This is a genomic window from Xanthobacter albus (genome assembly GCF_043194895.2).
GTDB lineage: Bacteria > Pseudomonadota > Alphaproteobacteria > Rhizobiales > Xanthobacteraceae > Xanthobacter.
Genome location: NZ_CM195532.1, coordinates 3,011,351 through 3,031,558 on the forward strand (window position 1 = coordinate 3,011,351; position 20,208 = coordinate 3,031,558).

Here is a 20,208-nt window from a genome sequence, read left to right on the forward strand (position 1 = left end):
AATCCCGGTGGCAGCGGGGTGTGCGCGCATCGGTGCTGGCCTCGCCGGGGCGTTGGGGCTATAGGCGGCTCGGCCTTCCCTGGAAGGACTTCAATCCATTCGGCGCGGTTACGGCGGAACCATGGTCGCGATCACTTTCATCGAATTCGACGGCACCTCCCACAAGGTGGAGGCGCCCGAGGGCGCCACGGCCATGGAGGCGGCGGTGCGCAACGGCGTGCCCGGCATCGTGGCGGAATGCGGCGGGGCCTGCGCCTGCGCCACCTGCCACGTCTATGTGGACGAAGCATGGCTCGATAAGGTGGGCGAGCCCTCCGAGATGGAGGAGGGCATGCTGGACTTCGCGACCGACGTGCGCCCCAACTCGCGCCTCTCCTGCCAGATCAAGCTCACGACGGAGCTCGAAGGCCTGGTGCTGCGCACGCCCGAGAACCAGGGCTGACGCGCCCCGGCGGGGCGGTGCTCATGTTTCCTTTACGCCGGGGCGCCACACTGTCGCCTGCGCCGTGGGGGATAGACCATGCCATCCGTCACCGCTTCCGCCGGGAGACCTGCTGCCGTGCCGCCCGCCAACGCTCCGGCGCCGACCATCCTCGTGTTCGATTCCGGTGTCGGCGGGCTGTCCGTGTTCCGCGAGGTGGCCCATGCCCGGCCCGACGCCCACTTCGTCTATGCCGCCGATGACGCCGGCTTCCCCTATGGCGGCCTGAGCGACCACGCCCTCGTGGCGCGGGTGGACGACGTTCTCGGCCGGCTCATCGCGCTGACCGCCCCCGCCCTGGTGGTAATCGCCTGCAACACGGCCTCCACCGTGGTGCTGCCGGCGCTCAGGGCGCGCCATCCCATGCCTTTCGTGGGCACCGTGCCTGCGGTGAAGCCGGCCTGCGCGGCCTCCCTCAGCGGCCGGGTCAGCATTCTCGCCACCCCCGGCACCGTACGGCGGGACTACACCGCCGGCCTCATCCGCGCCTTCGCCGCCCAGTGCGATGTCACCCTGGTGCCGAGCGTTCGCCTCGCCGCCCTCGCGGAGGACGCGCTCGCCGGCCGCGCGGTGACGGATGACGCCATCCGCTCCGAGATCGCGCCCTGCTTCGTGGACCGTGACGGCCGCCGCACCGACACCGTGGTACTGGCCTGCACCCATTATCCCCTGCTGCGCCCATGGCTGGAGCGGCTCGCCCCCTGGCCGGTTTCCTGGGTGGACCCGGCCCCCGCCATCGCGCGGCGGGTGACGCAGCTCCTCGGTTCCGCACCGGAGCGTAGCCTGTCGCGCCCGCTGGTGCGCTTGATCTCAACCGCCCGCCCGCTCGATGGCGCGCGCATTGCCGCCGTGATCGGGCGCGCGGTGGCGCTGCCGGACGTGCTGCCCTGGCCGCTGGCCGCGGCGAGCTGACACACAAGGAGGATTTCATGGCCGTTCGGGTCGACCGCCGCGCCGTCTCGTTCGGCCTGCTGGGGGCCGCTCTGCTGGGCGCCGCCCCCGCCTTCGCGCAGAAGGCGGCCAAGCCCTTTCCCGCCTGGGTGGAGCAGTTCCGCGCACGGGCCCGCGCCCGCGGCGTCTCGGATGCCACCTATGACGAGGTGTTCCGCGGCCTAAAGCCGGACACCAGCGTCTACGCTCAGGACCGGGCGCAGCCGGAGTTCACGGAGCAGACCTGGCAATATCTCAATCGGCGCGTTTCCGATTGGCGCATCGCCACCGGCCAGGAGCGCGCGCGGCAATATGCGGGCCTGTTCGGCCGCATCGAGCAGGCGTTCGGCGTCGATCGGCGGGTGATGCTCGGCTATTGGGGCATGGAGAGCGCCTTCGGCGATGTGCTCGACAATCCCAAGCACATGAAGCCCATCTTCCCCTCCCTGGCCGCCCTCGCGTGGGGCGATCCGCGCCGCCGCACCTATTGGGAGGCGGAGCTGCTGAACGCCCTGGTCATCGTCCAGCGCGGCTGGGGCACGCCGCAGGAGATGACGGGCTCCTGGGCCGGCGCCATGGGCCACACCCAATGGATGCCCGAGGTGTGGCTCAACATGGGCGTGGACTTCGACGGTGACGGGCGCATCTCGCCCTTCGGCAAGCCGGATGATGCCCTCGCCGGCACCGCCAACTATCTGGTGAAGCGCGGCAAGTACCGGCGCGGCGAGCCCTGGGGCGTGGAAACGAAGCTGCCGGCGGGCTTCAACACCGCCTTCGCCGACAACAAGACATGGCGGCCGCTCTCCCAATGGGGCGACCTCGGCGCCACCACCGTGGATGGCCGCTCGCTCTCCGGCTACGACGAGGCGGCGCGCCTGTGGCTGCCCGGCGGGCCGGGCGGGCCGGCGCTGCTGCTGTTCCACAATTTCTATGCCGTGCGCTCCTACAATCCCTCCTCCAATTATGCGCTCGCGGTGGTGCATCTGGGCGACCGCATCATGGGGGAGGGGCCGTTCGTCACCCCCTGGCCGGGCGGCGAGCGGGCGCTCACCCTGGCCGAGGTGCAGGAGGTGCAGCAGCGCCTGACCGCCGCCGGCTTCGGGACCGGCGGCACCGATGGGCGCGTGGGCGCAGACACCATGCGCGCCGTGCGCGCCTTCCAGCAGAAGGCCGGCATCGCGCCCGCCGACGGCTATGCCTCCATCGAGGTGCTGAACGCCCTGCGCCAGGGGCGATAGAGCGTTTTCGGGCGAAGTGGAGACCGGTTCGCCTGAAGAAAACGCGTCAACCCGCGAATCTGGAACGTTTCCCCGATTCCATGAAACAGGGACACGCTCCAGCGCGCCGGAGCGTGGCGCTCAGCTCGCGATCACGGCCTTGAAGTTGGCATAGAGCTGCCTCGCGGCGGCCTGGAACACCGGCATCTTCTCCCGCGTGGCGGCTTCGAGCGCCGCCTGTCCGCCGGGGCCGGTGATGGCCTCCAGGGCGCAGCGGTATTCCGTGATGGCGCCCCATTCGGGCACCGTCGCGTCGGTGAGCTCCACATGATACTGGATGCCGAAGGCGCGCCGGCCCACCTGGATGGCCTGAATGGGACAGTGCGCATTCTCGGCGAGGATGGCGGCGCCCGCCGGCGCTTCCAGCACCGCCGCGCCGTGCCACTGCAAGGTGGGGAATGTGGGGGCGAGGCCCCGGAACAGCGCCGCCTCGCGGCCGGCGGCGGTCAGCGACACCTCCGTGACCCCGACCTCCGGCTTCGCCATGAGGCCCACCTTGCCGCCCAGCGCATCGGCGAGCAACTGGTGGCCGAGGCACACGCCGAGATAGGGCCGATCCTTCGCCACCCACTCGCGGATGGCGGCCTTCTCCGGCACCAGCCAGGGGTGCTCCGCCTCCTGCCACACGTCCATGGGGCCGCCGAACACCATCAGCACGTCATAGCCGTCGAGGGGCGGAATCGTCTCGCCCTCGTCCAGCTCCACCGGGTGCCATGCGATGCCGTCGGCCTTCATGAGGTCGCGGAAGCTGCCGGGGTGCTCGGCGGCGACGTGCTGGAACACGAGGATCTTCATGGGGAAGCGGCTCCGGTGAAAGCTGGCCGGAAGCTAGAGGCAAGCGGTGCGTCCGCAAGGCCAAATGACGGGCAGGGCGGGATGCCTTTTTGATCGGGTAGGCGGCAAACGTTGACTTCCCGCGCGTGAGCCCTTAAGAGGCGCGAACCTTTCGGGCCGCCTTCGGCCCGTTTGGCGTTTCACGCACCCGTGGCGTCTTGCGGCAGCGCGCTGCAAGGGCCTGTCGGCGGAAGACCTTCGAGCCCCCGGGCCGGAGGGCGTCCGCAGAGGAGGGGCGCGATCCCACTTAACATCAGAACATCAAGGATCCGCGTTACATGAGCAAGCGCATTGCGGCCAAGCACAAGATCGACCGCCGTCTTGGCGAGAACATCTGGGGCCGCTCCAAGAGCCCGGTGAACCGCCGCGAGTACGGCCCCGGCCAGCATGGCCAGCGCCGCAAGGGCAAGCTGTCCGACTTCGGCGTTCAGCTGCGCGCCAAGCAGAAGCTGAAGGGCTATTACGGCCCCATCGGCGAGAAGCAGTTCCACAAGACCTATGTGGAAGCCGGCCGCCTGAAGGGCGACACCGGTGCGAACCTGATCGGCCTCCTGGAGCGCCGCCTGGACGCCGTGGTGTACCGCGCCAAGTTCGTGCCCACCATCTTCGCCGCCCGCCAGTTCGTGTCGCATGGCCACATCAAGGTCAACGGCAAGCGCCTGAACGTCCCGTCCTACCTCGTGAAGGTGGGTGACGTGATCGAGGTGAAGGAATCCTCCCGCCAGCTGGCCCTCGTGCTCGAGGCCCAGCAGCTCGGCGAGCGCGACGTGCCCGATTATCTCGAGGTCGACGCCAGCAAGCCCGCGGTGCGCTTCGCCCGCGTGCCCGAGCTGAACGAGGTGCCCTATCCGGTGCAGATGGAACCGAACCTGGTGGTCGAGTTCTACTCGCGCTGATCGCTTCGGCGAGGACAAGGAAAAGGCCGCCCTTCGGGGCGGCCTTTTTTGTTGGAGCGGAGCGTCGGCGGGAAGAGCGGGTCAGCCCGCCTTCAGCTCCTCGGCCGCGGCGGCCAGGAACTCGTCCATGCTCCGGCGAATCTGGTGGTCGGAAACGGCGACGCCCTTGGCGTCGAAGTCCGTGCGCAGCTTGCGGAACACATCCTCGTCGCCGGCTTCCTCGAGATCGGCGATCACCACTTCCTTGGCGTAGGCCTCCGCTGCCTCTCCGAAGAGGCCGAGCTTTTGCGCGGCCCACAGGCCAAGCTTCTTGTTGCGACGGGCGAGCGCCTTGAAGCGGCTTTCCTCGTCCAGCGCGAAGCGCTTTTCAAACCCTTCCTCGCGCTTGTCGAACGTGGTCATCGTAGCCCTCTTCGTGACGATTTTCGTAACCGGCTTGGAACCGGGATTGATTAGCACGGTGCCCAGAAGCGTCCTGTCGCCCGCGCGCGTGCCTTGAATATAGGGCACCTCTCTCTAGATCAACGGCAGTCGCCCGCTGCCCCATGTCGCGGTCGTGTCATCGCGAACGCCATCGTAACCCATCGCAGAATCAGGAAGAAGCCTTTCCGTCGGAAGGTGAGACGAGACAAAGCGGGGCAGGAGGGAACAGCATACCGTTTGCCGGCGAAAAGTCTGCGACGTTTGCATGATTGACGCAGTTGCGTTGTGTCCGGGCTCGGGATCGGCTAGTGTCCGCTCGGGTTCGGTTTCAACTGTCCGACAGCCAGCCGCGCCCCGCCGAGGAGCGTCACCAGAACGGAGCCTTGGCACACCCATGGATTTCCTCAATCGACGGTATACACCCATGTCGCGCCGCCGCCGTATCTACGAAGGCAAGGCGAAGGTCCTCTATGAAGGCCCGGAGCCCGGCACTCTCATCCAGCACTTCAAGGATGACGCGACCGCCTTCAACGCCAAGAAGCACGATGTCATCGATGGCAAGGGCGTGCTCAACAACCGGATCTCGGAGTACGTCTTCTCCCGGTTGAACGATATTGGCGTGCCGACTCACTTCATTCGCCGCCTGAACATGCGCGAGCAGCTGATCCGCGAGGTGGAGATCATCCCGCTGGAGATCGTGGTGCGCAATGTCGCGGCCGGCTCGCTCTCCACCCGGCTCGGAATCGAGGAAGGCACCCAGCTGCCGCGCTCGATCATCGAGTTCTACTACAAGAACGACGCGCTCAACGACCCGATGGTGTCGGAAGAGCACATCACCGCCTTCGGCTGGGCCACCACCCAGGAGATCGACGACATCATCGCGCTCGCGATCCGCGTCAACGATTTCCTGTCCGGCCTTTTCCTCGGCGTCGGCATCCGTCTCGTGGACTTCAAGATGGAATGCGGTCGCCTCTGGGAAAACGACATGATGCGGATCGTCGTCGCCGACGAGATCAGCCCCGATTCGTGCCGGCTGTGGGACATCAAGTCCAACGACAAGCTGGACAAGGATCGTTTCCGCCGCGACATGGGCGGGCTGGTCGAGGCCTACACGGAAGTGGCGCGCCGGCTCGGCATCCTCATGGAGAACGAGAACACCCAGGGCAAGGGCCCGGTGCTGGTCAAGTGAGGCCGGACGGCGCATTGAGCCCGGTCGGCAAATAGTGCTACGCGGGGGCCCTGAGGCCCCCGTTTGCGTTCGGCCCAGGCCGTGCCGGCTGGCCGGCGCCGCGGAAACCGGCGCGCGCGGCGCGCGAAACGAGAGAAGGTGTCATGAAGGCACGCGTGATCGTCACATTGAAGTCGGCGGTGCTTGACCCGCAGGGCAAGGCCATCGAGGGCGCGCTGCGCTCGCTCGGCGTCAACGGGGTGCAGAGCGTGCGCCAGGGCAAGGTGTTCGACGTGGAACTCGCCGGCAACGACCGCGACACCGCCGAAACCTCCCTGAAGGAAGCCTGCGACAAGCTGCTGGCGAACACCGTTATCGAGACCTACCGGATCGAGTTCGCCTGAGCCTGAGGTCAGCTGCATGCCGGTGCCGCCGAAGGGACGCCATGGCTGAGATCGCGAGAGAGCGGATCCATGACGCCCGGCCGGATGGCCGCTGGCGGAAGGCCCTTGGTGTCCGCGTGCCGGCCGCAGGCTTTCAGCAGGACGTGAACCACCCCATGGCGCCACCTTCGTGCTCGCGGACGGTCACGGTGCGCCCGCCCTGCGCATCGCACGCCGCCCGGACAGCGCCGTCGCCCATAGAGAGACCATGAAACCTGCCGTCATCCTCTTCCCCGGCTCCAATCGTGAGCGGGATGCCGCGCGTGCCCTGAGGCTCGTCGCCGGCGCCAAGCCGAACATCGTCTGGCACGCGGAGCATGAGCTGCCGGCGGGCACCGATCTCGTGGTGCTGCCCGGCGGCTTCTCCTATGGCGACTACCTGCGCTGCGGCGCCATTGCCGCCCGCGCCAACATCATGAACGCGGTGCGTGCCCATGCCGCCAAGGGCGGACTGGTGCTTGGCATCTGCAACGGCTTCCAGATCCTGTGCGAGGCCGGGCTGCTGCCGGGCGTGCTGGTGCGTAACGCGCGCCTGCGCTTCGTCTGCCGCGAGGTGCTGCTGCGCGTGGAGCGGGCCGATACCGCCTTCACCAAGGCCTATCGCAAGGCGGACCTCATCCGCATCCCCGTCGCCCACGGCGAGGGTAATTACACCGCCGACGAGGCCACCATCACCGAGCTGGAGAAGGAAGGCCGCGTCGCCTTCCGCTATGCCCGCCCGGACGGCCAGATCGACGAGACCGACGGCCCCAACGGCTCCATCAACGGTATCGCCGGCATCTATTCCGAGAAGTTCAACGTGCTCGGCATGATGCCGCACCCGGAAAACTACATCGAGCCGGAGATCGGCCCGACCGACGGGCGTGGCTTGTTCGAAAGCCTCGCCGGCGCCCTCAAAGCGGCGTGACGCCCGCCCCAATTCGGATCGACCCGCTGTGACCCTTCTCAACACGCCCCGCATCTCTCCGGAACTGGTGGCCGAGCACGGCCTGAAGCCGGAGGAGTACGAGCACTTCGTGAAGCTCATCGGTCGCGAGCCGAGCATCACGGAGCTCGGCATCGTTTCCGCCATGTGGAACGAGCACTGTTCCTACAAGTCCTCCAAGGTGTGGCTGCGCACCCTGCCCACCACCGGCCCGCGGGTGATCCAGGGCCCCGGCGAGAACGCCGGCGTGGTCGACATCGGTGACGGGCAGGCCGTCGTCTTCAAGATGGAGAGCCACAACCACCCCTCCTTCATCGAGCCCTACCAGGGCGCGGGAACAGGTGTGGGCGGCATCCTGCGCGACGTGTTCACCATGGGCGCGCGCCCCATCGCGGCGCTCAACCTGCTGCGCTTCGGCGATTGCCACAACGCCAAGACCCGCCGCCTGCTGGCCGGCGTGGTGGCCGGCATCGGCGGCTATGGCAACTCCTTCGGCGTGCCCACGGTGGGCGGCTCGGTAGGGTTCCACAAGCGCTACAACGGCAACATCCTCGTCAACGCCATGGCGGTCGGCATCGCCAAGACGGATGAGATCTTCTACGCCGCCGCGACCGGCGTGGGCCGCGCCATCGTCTACCTCGGCTCCAAGACCGGGCGCGACGGCATCCACGGCGCCACCATGGCCTCGGCGGAGTTCGGAGCCGACGCGGAGGAGAAGCGCCCGACCGTGCAGGTGGGCGACCCCTTCGCGGAGAAGCTGCTGCTGGAGGCGTGCCTCGAGATCATGCAGGCGGGCTGCGTGGTGGCGATCCAGGACATGGGCGCCGCTGGCCTCACCTGCTCCGCGGTGGAGATGGGCGCCAAGGGCGACCTGGGCGTGGAGCTGAACCTCGACGCCGTGCCCTGCCGCGAACAGGGCATGACCGCCTATGAGATGATGCTCTCGGAGAGCCAGGAGCGCATGCTCATGGTGATCGCCGACGGCAAGGAGGACGAGGCGGAGGCCATCTTCCGCAAATGGGGCCTCGACTTCGCGATCGTGGGCCACACCACCGATACCCTGCGCTTCGTGGTGAAGCACAAGGGCGAGGTGGAAGCCGACCTGCCCATTAAGGAGCTTGGCGACGAGGCGCCGGAATACCACCGGCCCTACGACGAACCGGCCGAGCGCCCCGTGATCGACCCGGCCGAGGTGCGCACGTCGCTCTCGGTGGCGGATGCGCTGGAGCGCCTCATCGCCTCGCCGGACCTGTGTTCCAAGCGCTGGGTGTGGGAGCAGTACGACCACCTCATCCTGGGCAACACCGTGCAGAAGCCCGGCGGTGACGCGGCCGTGGTGCGGGTGGACGACGGCCCCAAGGCGCTGGCCTTCACCACCGACGTGACGCCCCGCTATTGCGAGGCCGGGCCCTTCGAGGGCGGCAAGCAGGCGGTGGCCGAGGCGTGGCGCAACCTGACCGCCGTGGGCGCGCTGCCCATCGCGGCCACGGACAACCTCAATTTCGGCAACCCCGAGAAGCCTGAGATCATGGGCCAGTTCGTGGCCTGCGTGAAGGGGATCGGCGCCGCTTGCGAGGCGCTGGACTTCCCCATCGTCTCCGGCAACGTGAGCCTCTACAACGAGACCAACGGCAAGGCGATCCTGCCCACGCCGTCCATCGGCGGCGTTGGTCTCATCGACGATCTCGCCCAGGCGATGACGCTGGACTTCAAGGCCTCCGGCGAGCTGGTCCTGCTCATCGGCAAGACCACGGGCTGGCTCGGCGCCTCTGCGTTCCTCGCCACGGTATGCGAGCGGGAGGAGGGCGCGCCCCCGCCCGTGGACCTGGTGGCGGAAAAGCGGAACGGCGATTTCGTGCGGGCCCTCATCCAGGATGGCATCGCGACCGCGGTGCACGACATTTCCGATGGCGGCCTGCTGGTGGCGCTGGCGGAAATGGCCATGGCCGGCCACATGGGCGCCTCGCTGGAAGCGCCGGCGGAGGGCATGGACCCCTACGCTTGGTGGTTCGGCGAGGATCAGGCGCGCTATGTGGTCACGGTGCCCTCGGGCCACGGCGTGGAGGTCATCCGCCACGCCCAGGCGGCCGGCGTGCCGGTGACGAAGCTCGGCAAGACCGGCGGCGACCGCTTGATCCTGCCCGGCGACCGTTCGATCATCGTCGAATCGCTCAGGGACCGCCACGAGACGTGGCTGCCCATCTACATGGGCGCGTCCTGAAGACGCGTCCATGAGCGGTTGCCCCGCGCACCGGCGCGTGGCCATCGCCAGAAGCTGTTGAGAATACGCATCATCTTCAAGCGATACGGGTATCCACCTCGCTTGAAGATACGCCAAAGAGCCCTTGCCGGAGGATCGACCCGCATGCCGATGCAGGCCCGCGACATCGAAGCGCTCATCAAGTCCGCCCTTCCCGACGCCTCGGTGATGATCGAGGACCTCGCGGGGGACGGGGACCACTATGCCGCCCGCATCGTCTCGGAGGCGTTTCGCGGCAAGAGCCGGGTGCAGCAGCACCAGATGGTCTATGCGGCGCTGCGGGGCACCATGGGCGGGGAACTGCACGCCCTGGCGCTGCACACCTCCGTTCCCGAGAAGGGCTGAGCCGGCCGTCGGCTCCGGGCCACGACCGAGTTCCAAGCATCATGCCCGGGCCTGACCCGGGCATTTTTGCGTGGCGGGGCAGGAAGCTGGGCGGAACGCGGACCTTGCACTTTGGCCGGGGAGGGCCGATCTTCAGGGCAGTGGGCCGGATGTTTCGGCCCGGCAGCTTGGATTCGATCTCATGGGCATTCGCGAAGACATCGACGGCATCGTGAAGTCGTCGGACGTGGTCCTCTTCATGAAGGGCACCCCGCAGTTCCCGCAGTGTGGCTTCTCGGGGCAGGTGGTGCAGATCCTCGATCACGTCGGCGTGCCCTTCAAGGGCGTGAACGTGCTGGAGAACGATGCTGTCCGCCAAGGCATCAAGGAATATGCCAACTGGCCGACCATTCCCCAGCTCTACATCAAGGGCGAGTTCATCGGCGGCTGCGACATCGTGCGTGAGATGTTCCAGTCGGGCGAGCTGATCCCGCTCCTGGAGGAGAAAGGCATCGCCATCCGCGACAAGGCCATCGGCTGACCGCGCGTGAGCGAAGAGGATGTTGAGGCGCCGCAGCCGGCGCCTTCGCCCGTTCCCGCGCCAGCGGGATGGGTGATGAAAGTGGCGGTCACGCTTGGTCTTCTCGCCGATGCCGGGCTGGTGGTGCTGCTGCTGGCGCTCGCGGGCGTGGTGTTTGGCGCGGGGCAGGGGGGTGGTGGCGAAGGCTCGGCCATCCTGGGCTGGAGCCTGACGCTCGCCGTGTGCGTCATCGCGCCTCTGTTGGCGCTGCCCATGTGGCGGCGCGGGCGGCGGGACATTGCTCTCGCCACCATCTGGCTGCCGGTGATCGCGCTGCTTCTGGGCATTCTGATCGGAACGCTTTGAGGCGGGGCCAAATGCCCGGTCAAGGCGCCAGGCTGCCACATGCATGAAAAAAGGCCCGCCGGGAGGCGGGCCTTTTCTTTTGCGGCTTCGGTTTTCAGGCGTGGCCAAACACGCGCCTGAAAATGGTGTCCACGTTCTTGAAGTGGTAGCCGAGGTCGAACTTCTCGTTGATATCGTCCTCGGAGAGATACTTGCGCACATCCGCATCGTTCAGCAGGAAGGTGCGGAAGTCGCCCTCGCCGCGCCAGACCTTCATGGCGTTGCGCTGCACGAGGCGATAGCTGTCCTCGCGGCTCGCGCCTTTCTGGGTCAGCGCCAGCAGCACCCGCTGGGAGTGGATGAGCCCGCCCAGCTTGTCCATGTTCTTCTGCATGTTGTCCGTATGGACCACCAGCTTGTCCATCACGCCGGTGAGGCGGGAGAGGGCGAAGTCCAGGGTCACGGTGGCGTCGGGGCCGATCATGCGCTCCACGGAGGAGTGGGAGATGTCGCGCTCGTGCCAGAGCGCCACGTTCTCCAGCGCCGGCGTCACATAGGCGCGCACCATACGGGCGAGGCCGGTGAGGTTCTCGGTGAGCACCGGGTTGCGCTTGTGTGGCATGGCCGATGAGCCCTTCTGGGCCTCGGAGAAATATTCCTCCGCCTCCAGCACCTCGGTGCGCTGGAGATGGCGCACCTCGATGGCGAGCCGCTCCACGGAGGAGGCGACCACGCCCAGGGTGGCGAAGAACATGGCGTGGCGGTCACGCGGGATCACCTGGGTGGAGACGGGCTCCACGGTGAGGCCGAGCTTCTCCGCCACATGCTCTTCCACGCGGGGGTCGATGTGGGCGAAGGTGCCCACCGCGCCGGAGATGGCGCAGGTGGAAATCTCGGCGCGGGCGGCGACCAGCCGCGCGCGGGCGCGCTGGAACTCCGCCGCCGCGATGGCAAGCTTCACGCCGAAGGTGGTGGGCTCGGCATGGATGCCGTGGGAGCGGCCCACCGTGGGGGTGAGCTTGAACTCGAACGCCCGGCGCTCCAGCACCTTCAGCAGCGCATCGATATCGGCGATGAGCAGGTCGGCGGCGCGGGTGAGCTGCACCGCGAGGCAGGTGTCCAGCACGTCGGAGGAGGTCATGCCCTGGTGCACGAAGCGCGCCTCGGGGCCGATGAACTCGGCGAGGTGGGTCAGGAAGGCGATGACATCGTGCTTCACTTCCCGCTCGATCTCGTCGATGCGGTCGATGTTGAACTCGGCCTTGCCGCCCAGCTCCCAGATCTTGGCGGCCGCCTCCTTGGGCACGATGCCCAGCTCTGCCAGGGCGTCGGCGGCGTGGGCCTCGATCTCGAACCAGATGCGGAAGCGGGCTTCGGGCGACCAGATGTCGGCCATCTGGGGCCGGCTATAACGGGGGATCATCGCAGCACTCGTGAAATCTCAGGCGAAGGCTGGCTCTAGCAGATCGCGGCCCGAAAGAGTAGCGCCCGTGACGGGTGGGAGCTCACCGCCCCTTGCGCCGCTGGCGGACATCGGAATCGAGCATCAGCCCGCGCGAGACCGCGCCGCGCCCGAACTTGGCGGCGAGCGCATCCATGGCGGTCTCCGCCGCCTTCAGCCGCTCGGCGGAGGGGTCCACGAGGTCGGCGGGGTCGGCTGCGCTGCCCGGCTCCAGCTCGGAGACGCCGACCCCGATGAGCCGGAAGCGTGTGCCGTCGGCTTCCTTCTGCAGCAGCTCATGGGCGCTGGCATAGATGCGGCCAGCGAGGCGGGTGGGGCTCTCCAGGGTGCGCGAGCGGGTACGCAGGCGGAAGTCGGCCGTCTTCAGCTTCAGCGTCACCGTGCGGCCGGAGAGGTCCGAGCGCTTCAGGCGGGCGCTCACCTCCTCCGCCAGGCCATAGAGGGTCTGCTCCAGGGGGCGCAGGGCGCTGATGTCGGTGTCGAACGTGGTTTCGGCCGAGACGCTCTTCGCCTCACGGTGGGGTTCCACCGCGCGGGTGTCGATGCCGCGGGCGAGGCGGGACAGGCGCAGCCCCTCCGCGCCATAGCGGCGGGCGAGCTCGGAGGCCTCCGCCCGCTGCAGGTCGGCGATGGTGTGGAAGCCGTCCCGCGCCAGCCGGCTGCCAAAGGCGGCGCCCACGCCCCAGATGAAGGTGACCGGCCGGGGCGCCAGGAAGGCCGCCGCCTCCGCGGCCCCGAGCACGGAGAAGCCGCGCGGTTTGTCGAGATCGGAAGCGGTCTTGGCAAGGAACTTGTTGGGCGCGAGGCCGACCGAGACGGTGATGCCCACCTTCTCTTCCACTTCCCGCGCGAAGCGGGCGAGGGTGCGCGACGGGCTGAGGCCGTGGAGCGCCTGCGTGCCCGAAAGGTCGAGGAAGGCCTCGTCGATGGAGAGCGGCTCCACCAGGGGCGTGAGCGCCTGCATCATGGCGCGCACCTGCCGGCCGGCGATGCGGTATTTCTCCATGTTCGGCGGCAGCACCACGGCTTGCGGGCACAGGGCCTTGGCCTTGAACATGGGCATGGCCGAGCGCACGCCGGAGATGCGCGCGATGTAGCAGGCGGTGGAGACGACCCCCCTCTTGCCGCCGCCGATGATGAGCGGAACATCCGCGAGCGCCGGGTTGTCGCGCTTCTCCACGGCCGCGAAGAAGGCGTCGCAGTCCACATGGGCGATGGAGAGGGTGTCGATTTCCGGATGGCGCGCCAGGCGGGGGCTGCCGCAGGCGTCGCAGCGGGGGCCGTCGCCGACATCGGCAAGGCAGTCGCGGCAGAAGCCTGGGGGGAGGGTGGGCATGGCCCGATTCTGCCGCGTGCCGTGCTCGGGCGCAACGGGGGCGGGCCCCCGCTGCGCGACGACTCACAGGGGCTGGGGCGCGCCCTGGTCCGGGTCTTCCAGCGGCGAGAGGATGGCGTAGGCGCTCACCACGTGCTTGGGGTCGAGCTGCTGGGCCGCCGCGAACGCGACCAGCAGCGGCTCGTCGGACATGACATAGGCGAGCACGCCGGCGCCGAAGTCCTTGCGGCCGGCGGCCTCCCGCAGGTTGGCGGGGGAGAGGCCGGTTTCGGCCAGGAATCGCACCAGGCGCTCGCCGTCGGCGGCGATGAAGGAGAGGGCGGCCACCGCCACCTCCTGCGCCGCGGCGCGCTGGGCCTGCAGGCCCTTGGGTTTCTCTCGAATTGGCATTTGCGCTTCCGCAACGAATGGGCTCTAGCTGTTCGCCATTCCAGCACGTTCGCGGCGTGCTGCGAAGCGAGAAGCGGGGATGGCGCCCAATGACGACCCTCCAGTCGAAGACGGTCATGATCGTGGAGGACAACGAGCTCAACATGAAGCTCTTCCACGACCTGCTGGAGGCGCACGGCTACCGCACGGTGGAAACCCGCACCGGGGTGGAGGCCGTGGACCTCGCCCGCGCGCACCGGCCAGACCTCATCATCATGGATATCCAGCTGCCCGAGATCTCCGGGCTGGACGTGACGCGCAAGCTGAAGGCGGACCCGGAGCTGCGCGCAATCCCCGTGGTGGCCGTGACCGCCTTCGCCATGAAGGGCGACGAGGAGCGAATCCGCGCCGGAGGCTGCGAGGCCTATCTCTCCAAGCCCATCTCCGTGGCCAAGTTCCTGGAGACCGTGCGCCACTTCACCGGGAGTTGAACCCGGCGCGGGCCACGGGATGGCGAATCGAGCACTTTTCCTCTGCTTCGAGCTGCGCTAGAATTTTCGTGGATAGATGTGTGATCCTACCGCCGCAGATGCGCGATTCATGCGAACCTGCGAAGATGGTTTCGGGGCGACTCGCCGAAGAGCGGCCCCGCGTTGAGGACAACCCTGCGGAGTGCTCAGGTCCGCCGCATCTCCTGGGTCCGTGGGGTTTGGCCGGTGGGTGAGCGCTGACGGGAGGCCTCCCCGCGTGTTCCCCACCGGCCACCTTGCTTCCAAGCCATCCAGCACTTTTTTCCGATGATCCGCGCGCCGGTGCCGCCCGGCCGTTTCGACACGCCTTGACCTGGGCCGGGGCGGAGGCCGCATGGGCGGCCCGCCCATGCGAACACTGGGCGGCGGGCAAAAGAAAAGGGCGCCGCAGGGGCGCCCCGTTCTTCAAAGAAACGCTGGCGGGGCGTGGCCCCGCGCGCCTCACTTGATCTTGGTCTCGCGGAACTCGACGTGCTTGCGCACGACCGGGTCGTACTTCTTCAGCACGATCTTGTCGGTCTTGGTACGGGAGTTCTTCTTGGTGACGTAGAACGAGCCCGTATCCGCGCTGGACAGGAGCTTGATCTTGATGGTTGCAGCCTTGGCCATATCTTGATCCCTGGTGCCGCTGGTGGCGCGCAATTCCTGGCGCGCAAGCCGAATGCCGGCAAAAAGAAACACGCACGCGCTGCCGGACCGGCGGCTCGTATGCGCCGAAATGCCCTTAACAGCCCTTCATTGTCAAGGCCCGGGGGCCTTCAGCGCCTCGTTTCCGAAGGCGAGACGCGCAGCCACCAGCAGGGCATAGGCACCCAGCATGGCGGCGATGACATAGGCGAAGCCGTAGGGGTCGTAGAGGTCCATGCCCTGCCCGGCGAGCGGCGGGCCGGCGATGAGGCCGATGGAATAGAACATCACGAAGGCGGCGTTGGCGGAGGCGAGATTCGCCCCGTGGAAGCGCGCCCCGAGGTGCGCCAGGCCGACCGTGTAGAGCGAACCCACCACGCCGGTCGCGAGGAACACCGCGACCAGGAAGGTCACCGAGTGCACATCGAGCGCCGGCAGAATCGCCGCGCCGATGGTGCCCGCCAGGGCGCAGGCGAACAGCAGGATGCGCCGGTCGATGCGGTCGGAGACGAGGCCGAGCGGAATCTGGAACGCCACGTTGCCCAGCACCGCCACCGTGAGCAGAAGCGCCGCATCGGTGTTGCCGAGGCCGAGGCGCACGCCATAGAGCGGCAGGAAGCTCATCACCGAGGTTTCCATGGCGCCGAACACCAGCGCGGCCAGGAGGGCGGTGGGCGACTTGCGCAGGAAGGAGAGCACGCCGTGGTGCTCGCTCTCGTGGATGCGCGGGGTCATGCCGCGCGCCATCACGATCGGGATGATGCCGAGGCACAGCACCGCGGCACCGGCGAGATAGGGGGGCCAGCCCGTGGTTCCGGTGACGCTCAGGATGACCGGGCCCAGCGCCGCTCCCACCGAGAGGCCGGTGGCGTAGATGCCCATGATGAGGCCGCGGCGGTGCTGCGGCGCCACGGCGTTGATCCAGAACTCGCTGACCGCGAACAGCACGCACAAGGCCGCGCCGAGCACGAATCGCAGCGGGAACCACAGGATGAAAGACGCCACCGCCTTGAAGGCGATGAGGCTCGCCGCGCTCAGCACGATGGCGAAAATCAGCAGCGTGCGCACCCCGAGCCGCCGCACGAGCTGCGGCACGAACGGCGCGGTCGCCACGGTGGCGATGCCCGCCACCGCCGTGTTGATGCCGATGAGGGTGCCCGACACGCCCCGCGATTCCAGCTCCAGCGCCAGGAGGGGGATGGAGAGGCTGATGCCCACCCCCACCACGGCGATGGCGGCGATGGCAGCGGCAATCGAGGCCGCCCAGCTCATCTGGGCGGGCGGCGGGTTCGGGGCGTGCATGAGGGAAAACGTCCGGTCAGTCGAGCAGCGTGCGCACGAAGCGGCCGTGCCGCATGGCATAGGAGGGAACGGGGAGCCGGGCGTGGAAGCCGGCCTCGATGCGGGCGGCCAGCTCGTCCAGCACCACGCGGGTGACTGTAGGCAGCTCCTGCGCCTTCGTTTCCTCGAAGGTGAGCCACTTGAGGTCGACCAGCTCCGAATTCTCGCCGACCTTGCCCGGCTCCTCGTCGCACACCGCCGACGCATCGGCAACGAAGAAGCGCGTATCGAAGCGTCTCGGGCGGCGGGGCGGGGTGATGGCGCGGGCGACGAAGGTGAGCGCCTCCAGGCTCGGGAACACGCCGCGTGCCTCGAAGGCGTGCCAGTCGTCGCAGGGGGCCTGAGGAGCGCCGAGGTCCTTCGTGCCCACCAGGAGGCCCGTTTCTTCGTACATCTCGCGGATGGCCGCGGCGGCGAGGCCGCGCACGCGGTCCAGGGTGGGCCGCTGCACGCCCTGCATCAGGCGGCGCTCGCTGTCTGCATCCACGATGCCGTAGACGGGCATCGCCTTGTCGAACTTCTCCAGCCGGCCGCCGGGGAAGACGTACATGCCGGGCAGGAACCTGAGGTTCGGGTGCCGGCGGCCCATGAGCACGCGCGGCGCCTTGCCCGCGCGGTCCACGAGGATGAGCGTGGCGGCATCCTTGGGGCGCACGTTGGGCGAGTTCTGCCCGCGTTCGGCCTCGGTCAGTCGTGTGGCGAAGTCTGTCATGATGCGGTGGAGGCCATGGCTGGCGGGATGGAGGGGCGAAGGGCGTCGTCTGGAGGCGGCTCGCGCTCGGCGCTCGCGGGGTCGAACCCATGCATGCGCAGAGCCCATTGCAGGCTTACCAGCGCGCCCTTGGCGACCGGCAGCAGCAGAAGGCTGAGCGCCAGGGTGAGCGGCAGCCACAGGGCGAGGTGTCCCCAGACCGGCGGCTGGTACAGCTCCTCCACGATCACCAGCAGCGGCACCACGATATGCCCCACCGCCAGGATCACCACGTAAGGCGGCGCGTCGTCCGCCCGGTGGTGGTGGAGCTCCTCGCCACACGCGGCGCAGAAGGGCGCCACCTTCAGGTAGCGGGGGAACAGGCGGCCCTCCCCGCAGGCCGGGCACAGGCCGCGGGCGCCGCGCAGGAGCGAGGGGCCCACCGCGCGGGGGGCGACTTCGGCCGAAGGACCTTCCGGGCCCCCGGATGCGGGCGGCATGGCCCGCGTGGTGACGATCATCGGCATGGACGGTTCCGTCCCTATTTTTTCCGGCTTCCGCCGGGGCTCCTCCCGCCCGGTCCGCCCCGCGATCCCTTGTGGGGATGCTCCGCGCGCGAGGGCGCGCGGCCGGGGCCGCTCTTCGTTCCGCCGGAACGTCGCGACGGCCCGGGCCGGCCGCGCGCACCTTTTACATACGTCCCTTCCGAGAGGAGCTCAAACCGGAGCGCGCCCGCCACCGGTGCCGCCTCCACGAGACGCACCTCCACCCGGTCGCCGATGCGGTGCATCTCGCCGGTGCGCTCGCCCACGAGCGCCTGCCGCACCTCGTCGAAGCGGTAATAGTCCGCGCCGATGGTGGCGGCCGGCACGAAGCCGTCCGCGCCCGTCTCGTCCAGGGCGATGAACAGCCCCGCCTTGGTGGCGCCGGAGATGCGGCCCTTGAACACCGCGCCGATCTGGTTGGCGAGGTGGTGGGCGATCAGGCGGTCCACCGTCTCCCGCTCGGCCGCCATGGCCCGCCGCTCGGTGACGGAGATGGCCGCGGCCACCTCGCCCAGGGCCTCCACGGTCGTCTCCTCGGGCAGGCCGTCCGCGCCGAAGCCCATGGCCCGGATGAGCCCGCGGTGCACGACGAGGTCCGCATAGCGGCGGATGGGCGAGGTGAAGTGCGCGTAGCGGCGCAGGTTGAGGCCGAAATGGCCGTAGTTCTCCGGCGAATATTCCGCCTGGCACTGGCTGCGCAGGATCACCTGGTTCACCAGCGGCGCCACGTCCGTGTCCTTCACCAGGGCGAGGATGCGGTTGAGGTGGGAGGGGCGCACGGCGTCGATCTTCGGCAGGGCGATGTCCAGCGTCTTCAGGAAGTCGCGCAGGGCCGAGAGCTTCTCCAGGGAGGGCGCGTCGTGGACGCGGTAGATGAGCGGGGTGCGCTTGTCCTCCAGCGTCTCGGCGGCGGCCACATTGGCGAGGATCATGAATTCCTCGATGAGCCGGTGGGCGTCGAGCCGCTCCGGCACCACCACCTTGTCCACCGTGCCGTCCGCCTTCAGCAGGATCTTGCGCTCCGGCAGGTCGAGGTCGAGGGGCTGGCGGTTGTCCCGCGCCGCCTTGACGCAGGCATAGGCGGCATAGAGCGGCTTCAGCACGCCTTCGAGCAGCGGATCGGTCACCTCGTCCGCGCGGCCCTCGATGGCAGCCTGGGCCTGGGCATAGGCGAGCTTGCCCGCCGAGCACATCATGATGCGGTGGAAGGTGTGGCCCTTCTTGCGCCCGTCCTTGCCGATGACCATGCGCACGGCGAGCGCCGGCCGGTCCTCCTTCGGGCGCAGGGAACACAGGTCGTTGGAGATGCGCTCCGGCAGCATGGGCACCACCCGGTCCGGGAAATAGACCGAGTTGCCGCGGATGAGCGCCTCGCGGTCCAGCGCCGAGGCGGGCCGCACATAGGTGGAGACATCCGCGATGGCCACCGTGACGATGAAGCCGCCCGCATTGTCCGGGTCTTCGTCTGCGATGGCATGGACCGCGTCGTCATGGTCCTTGGCGTCCGGCGGGTCGATGGTGACGAGGGGCAGCTTGCGCCAGTCCTCGCGGCCGCGGGCGGTGACCTTGCGGGCGGCTTCCGCCTCCTGGGTCACGGCCTCGGGGAACTGGTGGGGAATGCCGTGGGCGTGCAGGGCGATGAGGCTCACCGCCTTCTCGCTCTTCAGCGAGCCGAGGCGGTCCTTCACCCGCGCGGTGGGCAGGCCGAACACGCGCTGGCGCATCAGCTCCACCGCCACGAGGTCGCCATCCTCCGCCTCGTGCTCGGCGCCGGGGGGAATCTGCAACTCGCGGCCGTGGGCCTTCTTGTCGATGGGCACGATGCGCCCCCCGCCGTGGGGCAAGGCGTGGAAGATGCCCAGGGTCTGCTTGCGGGCCTTCTCCAGCACCTTGATGACACGGCCCACATAGGCCTCGCCGGACCCCTCGACGATGCGCAGCAGCACCCGGTCCGAGAGGCCCGGCGCCGCGCCCTGGCTGCGGGCGGTGCGCCGCTGGGCCTGAAGGATGATGCGTGGCGCCTCGCCGTGCTCCTCGCTGTCCCACTCCACCGGCACGGCGACCAGCTCGCCGTCGGCGTCGCGGCTCACCACGTCGGCGAGCACCACCCCTGGCAGGGCGCCGGGCACGTGCAGCTTGCGGCCACGCCGGTCCACGGTGCCTTCATCCGAAAGGCCGCGCAGCAGCTCCTTCAGCTCCACCTTCTGCGCCGCCGAAAGACCGAACGCGCGCGCGATCTCGCGCTTGCCGACGGTACCGCTCTGGCTGGCGATGAAGGCCAGCACCTCCTTCTTGGTGGGCATCTCGCCTGTGGCCTTGGGGGCGATGACGAGGGCTTCCGCCACATGGTCGGCCGCGGCGCGCTTGCGGCCGGAGCGGGTCTTGGCTGGGCGGGCGCTGGCGGGGCGTGAGGAGGGGCGGGTAGGGCGTTTGGGCAAGGGCTCGGCTTCCGTGCGGATGGCCGACGCTAACCGGAACGGC

General features: G+C 68.7%; 22 protein-coding genes. 12 read left to right on the forward strand and 10 right to left on the reverse strand.

Annotated features, from left to right (window positions below; translation table 11 throughout):
• The first annotated feature begins 121 nt into the window (after positions 1-121).
• The 3 genes from V5F75_RS13420 (at position 122) to V5F75_RS13430 (ending at position 2,649) form a co-directional block, all read left to right on the forward strand.
• The gene (locus tag V5F75_RS13420) at positions 122-442 is read left to right on the forward strand and encodes a 2Fe-2S iron-sulfur cluster-binding protein (RefSeq protein ID WP_394034496.1); all 321 of its coding nucleotides are present in this window, start codon (positions 122-124) and stop codon (positions 440-442) included.
• A gap of 78 nt (positions 443-520) precedes the next feature.
• The gene (gene murI / locus V5F75_RS13425) at positions 521-1,393 is read left to right on the forward strand and encodes a glutamate racemase (protein ID WP_394034495.1); all 873 of its coding nucleotides are present in this window, start codon (positions 521-523) and stop codon (positions 1,391-1,393) included.
• 17 nt (positions 1,394-1,410) lie between these two features.
• On the forward strand, positions 1,411-2,649 hold the full coding sequence (locus tag V5F75_RS13430) for a lytic murein transglycosylase (protein WP_394034494.1): 1,239 nt from the start codon (positions 1,411-1,413) through the stop codon (positions 2,647-2,649).
• A 120-nt stretch (positions 2,650-2,769) separates the two neighbouring features.
• On the opposite strand, the gene V5F75_RS13435 is transcribed toward V5F75_RS13430, so the two are convergent.
• Positions 2,770-3,483, reverse strand: a complete 714-nt coding sequence (locus V5F75_RS13435) for a type 1 glutamine amidotransferase (protein WP_394034493.1) — start codon at positions 3,481-3,483, stop codon at positions 2,770-2,772.
• A gap of 317 nt (positions 3,484-3,800) precedes the next feature.
• Here V5F75_RS13435 and rpsD point away from each other — a divergent pair, with 317 nt between their 5' ends.
• Positions 3,801-4,418, forward strand: coding sequence for a 30S ribosomal protein S4 (gene rpsD / locus V5F75_RS13440; RefSeq protein WP_394034492.1), 618 nt, complete (start codon positions 3,801-3,803; stop codon positions 4,416-4,418).
• 81 nt (positions 4,419-4,499) lie between these two features.
• On the opposite strand, the gene V5F75_RS13445 is transcribed toward rpsD, so the two are convergent.
• On the reverse strand, positions 4,500-4,820 hold the full coding sequence (locus V5F75_RS13445) for a DUF1476 domain-containing protein (RefSeq protein WP_394034491.1): 321 nt from the start codon (positions 4,818-4,820) through the stop codon (positions 4,500-4,502).
• Between the two features lie 415 nt (positions 4,821-5,235).
• Between V5F75_RS13445 and purC the strand changes: the two genes are divergently transcribed.
• The 7 genes from purC to V5F75_RS13480 all read left to right on the forward strand — a co-directional run bounded on the left by purC (position 5,236) and on the right by V5F75_RS13480 (position 10,847).
• Positions 5,236-6,030 (forward strand): phosphoribosylaminoimidazolesuccinocarboxamide synthase, encoded by a 795-nt coding sequence (gene purC / locus V5F75_RS13450; RefSeq protein ID WP_234050378.1) that lies wholly within the window; start codon positions 5,236-5,238, stop codon positions 6,028-6,030.
• Positions 6,031-6,173: 143 nt separating this feature from the next.
• Entirely contained in the window at positions 6,174-6,413 is a 240-nt protein-coding gene (gene purS / locus V5F75_RS13455; protein WP_394034490.1) for a phosphoribosylformylglycinamidine synthase subunit PurS, read from the forward strand.
• Positions 6,414-6,660: 247 nt separating this feature from the next.
• Positions 6,661-7,359 (forward strand): phosphoribosylformylglycinamidine synthase subunit PurQ, encoded by a 699-nt coding sequence (gene purQ / locus V5F75_RS13460; protein ID WP_394034489.1) that lies wholly within the window; start codon positions 6,661-6,663, stop codon positions 7,357-7,359.
• Between the two features lie 28 nt (positions 7,360-7,387).
• Complete coding sequence (gene purL / locus V5F75_RS13465) at positions 7,388-9,598, forward strand: phosphoribosylformylglycinamidine synthase subunit PurL (RefSeq protein ID WP_394034488.1); 2,211 nt, start codon at positions 7,388-7,390, stop codon at positions 9,596-9,598.
• A gap of 144 nt (positions 9,599-9,742) precedes the next feature.
• The gene (locus V5F75_RS13470; protein WP_393988320.1) at positions 9,743-9,982 is read left to right on the forward strand and encodes a BolA family protein; all 240 of its coding nucleotides are present in this window, start codon (positions 9,743-9,745) and stop codon (positions 9,980-9,982) included.
• Positions 9,983-10,163: 181 nt separating this feature from the next.
• The gene (gene grxD, locus V5F75_RS13475) at positions 10,164-10,502 is read left to right on the forward strand and encodes a Grx4 family monothiol glutaredoxin (RefSeq protein WP_394034487.1); all 339 of its coding nucleotides are present in this window, start codon (positions 10,164-10,166) and stop codon (positions 10,500-10,502) included.
• A 75-nt stretch (positions 10,503-10,577) separates the two neighbouring features.
• Positions 10,578-10,847, forward strand: a complete 270-nt coding sequence (locus V5F75_RS13480) for a hypothetical protein (RefSeq protein ID WP_394034486.1) — start codon at positions 10,578-10,580, stop codon at positions 10,845-10,847.
• Positions 10,848-10,941: 94 nt separating this feature from the next.
• Here V5F75_RS13480 and purB read toward each other — a convergent pair whose 3' ends face one another.
• The 3 genes from purB to V5F75_RS13495 form a co-directional block, all read right to left on the reverse strand.
• A complete protein-coding gene (gene purB, locus V5F75_RS13485) occupies positions 10,942-12,249 on the reverse strand; it encodes an adenylosuccinate lyase (protein ID WP_394034485.1) in 1,308 nt (435 codons plus the stop codon).
• A gap of 82 nt (positions 12,250-12,331) precedes the next feature.
• Positions 12,332-13,624, reverse strand: a complete 1,293-nt coding sequence (locus V5F75_RS13490) for a DNA polymerase IV (RefSeq protein WP_394034484.1) — start codon at positions 13,622-13,624, stop codon at positions 12,332-12,334.
• A 63-nt stretch (positions 13,625-13,687) separates the two neighbouring features.
• The gene (locus V5F75_RS13495) at positions 13,688-14,014 is read right to left on the reverse strand and encodes a DUF3572 domain-containing protein (protein ID WP_394034483.1); all 327 of its coding nucleotides are present in this window, start codon (positions 14,012-14,014) and stop codon (positions 13,688-13,690) included.
• Between the two features lie 89 nt (positions 14,015-14,103).
• Between V5F75_RS13495 and V5F75_RS13500 the strand changes: the two genes are divergently transcribed.
• Entirely contained in the window at positions 14,104-14,484 is a 381-nt protein-coding gene (locus V5F75_RS13500; RefSeq protein WP_394034482.1) for a response regulator, read from the forward strand.
• A 480-nt stretch (positions 14,485-14,964) separates the two neighbouring features.
• Here the strand turns inward: V5F75_RS13500 and rpmG are convergent, their stop codons facing one another.
• From rpmG to rnr, 5 genes are all read right to left on the reverse strand, one after another.
• On the reverse strand, positions 14,965-15,132 hold the full coding sequence (gene rpmG / locus V5F75_RS13505; RefSeq protein ID WP_127089705.1) for a 50S ribosomal protein L33: 168 nt from the start codon (positions 15,130-15,132) through the stop codon (positions 14,965-14,967).
• A 132-nt stretch (positions 15,133-15,264) separates the two neighbouring features.
• Positions 15,265-16,452 (reverse strand): MFS transporter, encoded by a 1,188-nt coding sequence (locus V5F75_RS13510; RefSeq protein WP_394034481.1) that lies wholly within the window; start codon positions 16,450-16,452, stop codon positions 15,265-15,267.
• 16 nt (positions 16,453-16,468) lie between these two features.
• Positions 16,469-17,203, reverse strand: a complete 735-nt coding sequence (locus V5F75_RS13515; protein WP_394034480.1) for an NUDIX hydrolase — start codon at positions 17,201-17,203, stop codon at positions 16,469-16,471.
• Positions 17,200-17,703, reverse strand: coding sequence for a DUF983 domain-containing protein (locus V5F75_RS13520; RefSeq protein WP_394034706.1), 504 nt, complete (start codon positions 17,701-17,703; stop codon positions 17,200-17,202). Before V5F75_RS13520 ends, V5F75_RS13515 begins: the two co-directional genes overlap by 4 nt.
• 20 nt (positions 17,704-17,723) lie before the next feature.
• On the reverse strand, positions 17,724-20,054 hold the full coding sequence (rnr, locus tag V5F75_RS13525) for a ribonuclease R (protein ID WP_445329412.1): 2,331 nt from the start codon (positions 20,052-20,054) through the stop codon (positions 17,724-17,726).
• Positions 20,055-20,208: the final 154 nt, after the last annotated feature.

Coding starts and splice junctions, on each gene's coding strand:
- V5F75_RS13490 (WP_394034484.1), bottom strand. CDS start 13,624: ATGCCCACCCTCCCCCCAGGCTTCTGCCGCGACTGCCTTGCCGATGTC.
- V5F75_RS13430 (WP_394034494.1), top strand. CDS start 1,411: ATGGCCGTTCGGGTCGACCGCCGCGCCGTCTCGTTCGGCCTGCTGGGG.
- V5F75_RS13420 (WP_394034496.1), top strand. CDS start 122: ATGGTCGCGATCACTTTCATCGAATTCGACGGCACCTCCCACAAGGTG.
- purQ (WP_394034489.1), top strand. CDS start 6,661: ATGAAACCTGCCGTCATCCTCTTCCCCGGCTCCAATCGTGAGCGGGAT.
- purB (WP_394034485.1), bottom strand. CDS start 12,249: ATGATCCCCCGTTATAGCCGGCCCCAGATGGCCGACATCTGGTCGCCC.
- V5F75_RS13445 (WP_394034491.1), bottom strand. CDS start 4,820: ATGACCACGTTCGACAAGCGCGAGGAAGGGTTTGAAAAGCGCTTCGCG.
- rpsD (WP_394034492.1), top strand. CDS start 3,801: ATGAGCAAGCGCATTGCGGCCAAGCACAAGATCGACCGCCGTCTTGGC.
- V5F75_RS13495 (WP_394034483.1), bottom strand. CDS start 14,014: ATGCCAATTCGAGAGAAACCCAAGGGCCTGCAGGCCCAGCGCGCCGCG.
- V5F75_RS13480 (WP_394034486.1), top strand. CDS start 10,578: ATGAAAGTGGCGGTCACGCTTGGTCTTCTCGCCGATGCCGGGCTGGTG.
- rpmG (WP_127089705.1), bottom strand. CDS start 15,132: ATGGCCAAGGCTGCAACCATCAAGATCAAGCTCCTGTCCAGCGCGGAT.
- V5F75_RS13510 (WP_394034481.1), bottom strand. CDS start 16,452: ATGCACGCCCCGAACCCGCCGCCCGCCCAGATGAGCTGGGCGGCCTCG.
- V5F75_RS13470 (WP_393988320.1), top strand. CDS start 9,743: ATGCCGATGCAGGCCCGCGACATCGAAGCGCTCATCAAGTCCGCCCTT.
- V5F75_RS13500 (WP_394034482.1), top strand. CDS start 14,104: ATGACGACCCTCCAGTCGAAGACGGTCATGATCGTGGAGGACAACGAG.
- purS (WP_394034490.1), top strand. CDS start 6,174: ATGAAGGCACGCGTGATCGTCACATTGAAGTCGGCGGTGCTTGACCCG.
- grxD (WP_394034487.1), top strand. CDS start 10,164: ATGGGCATTCGCGAAGACATCGACGGCATCGTGAAGTCGTCGGACGTG.
- V5F75_RS13520 (WP_394034706.1), bottom strand. CDS start 17,703: ATGATCGTCACCACGCGGGCCATGCCGCCCGCATCCGGGGGCCCGGAA.
- V5F75_RS13515 (WP_394034480.1), bottom strand. CDS start 17,203: ATGACAGACTTCGCCACACGACTGACCGAGGCCGAACGCGGGCAGAAC.
- V5F75_RS13435 (WP_394034493.1), bottom strand. CDS start 3,483: ATGAAGATCCTCGTGTTCCAGCACGTCGCCGCCGAGCACCCCGGCAGC.
- purC (WP_234050378.1), top strand. CDS start 5,236: ATGGATTTCCTCAATCGACGGTATACACCCATGTCGCGCCGCCGCCGT.
- murI (WP_394034495.1), top strand. CDS start 521: ATGCCATCCGTCACCGCTTCCGCCGGGAGACCTGCTGCCGTGCCGCCC.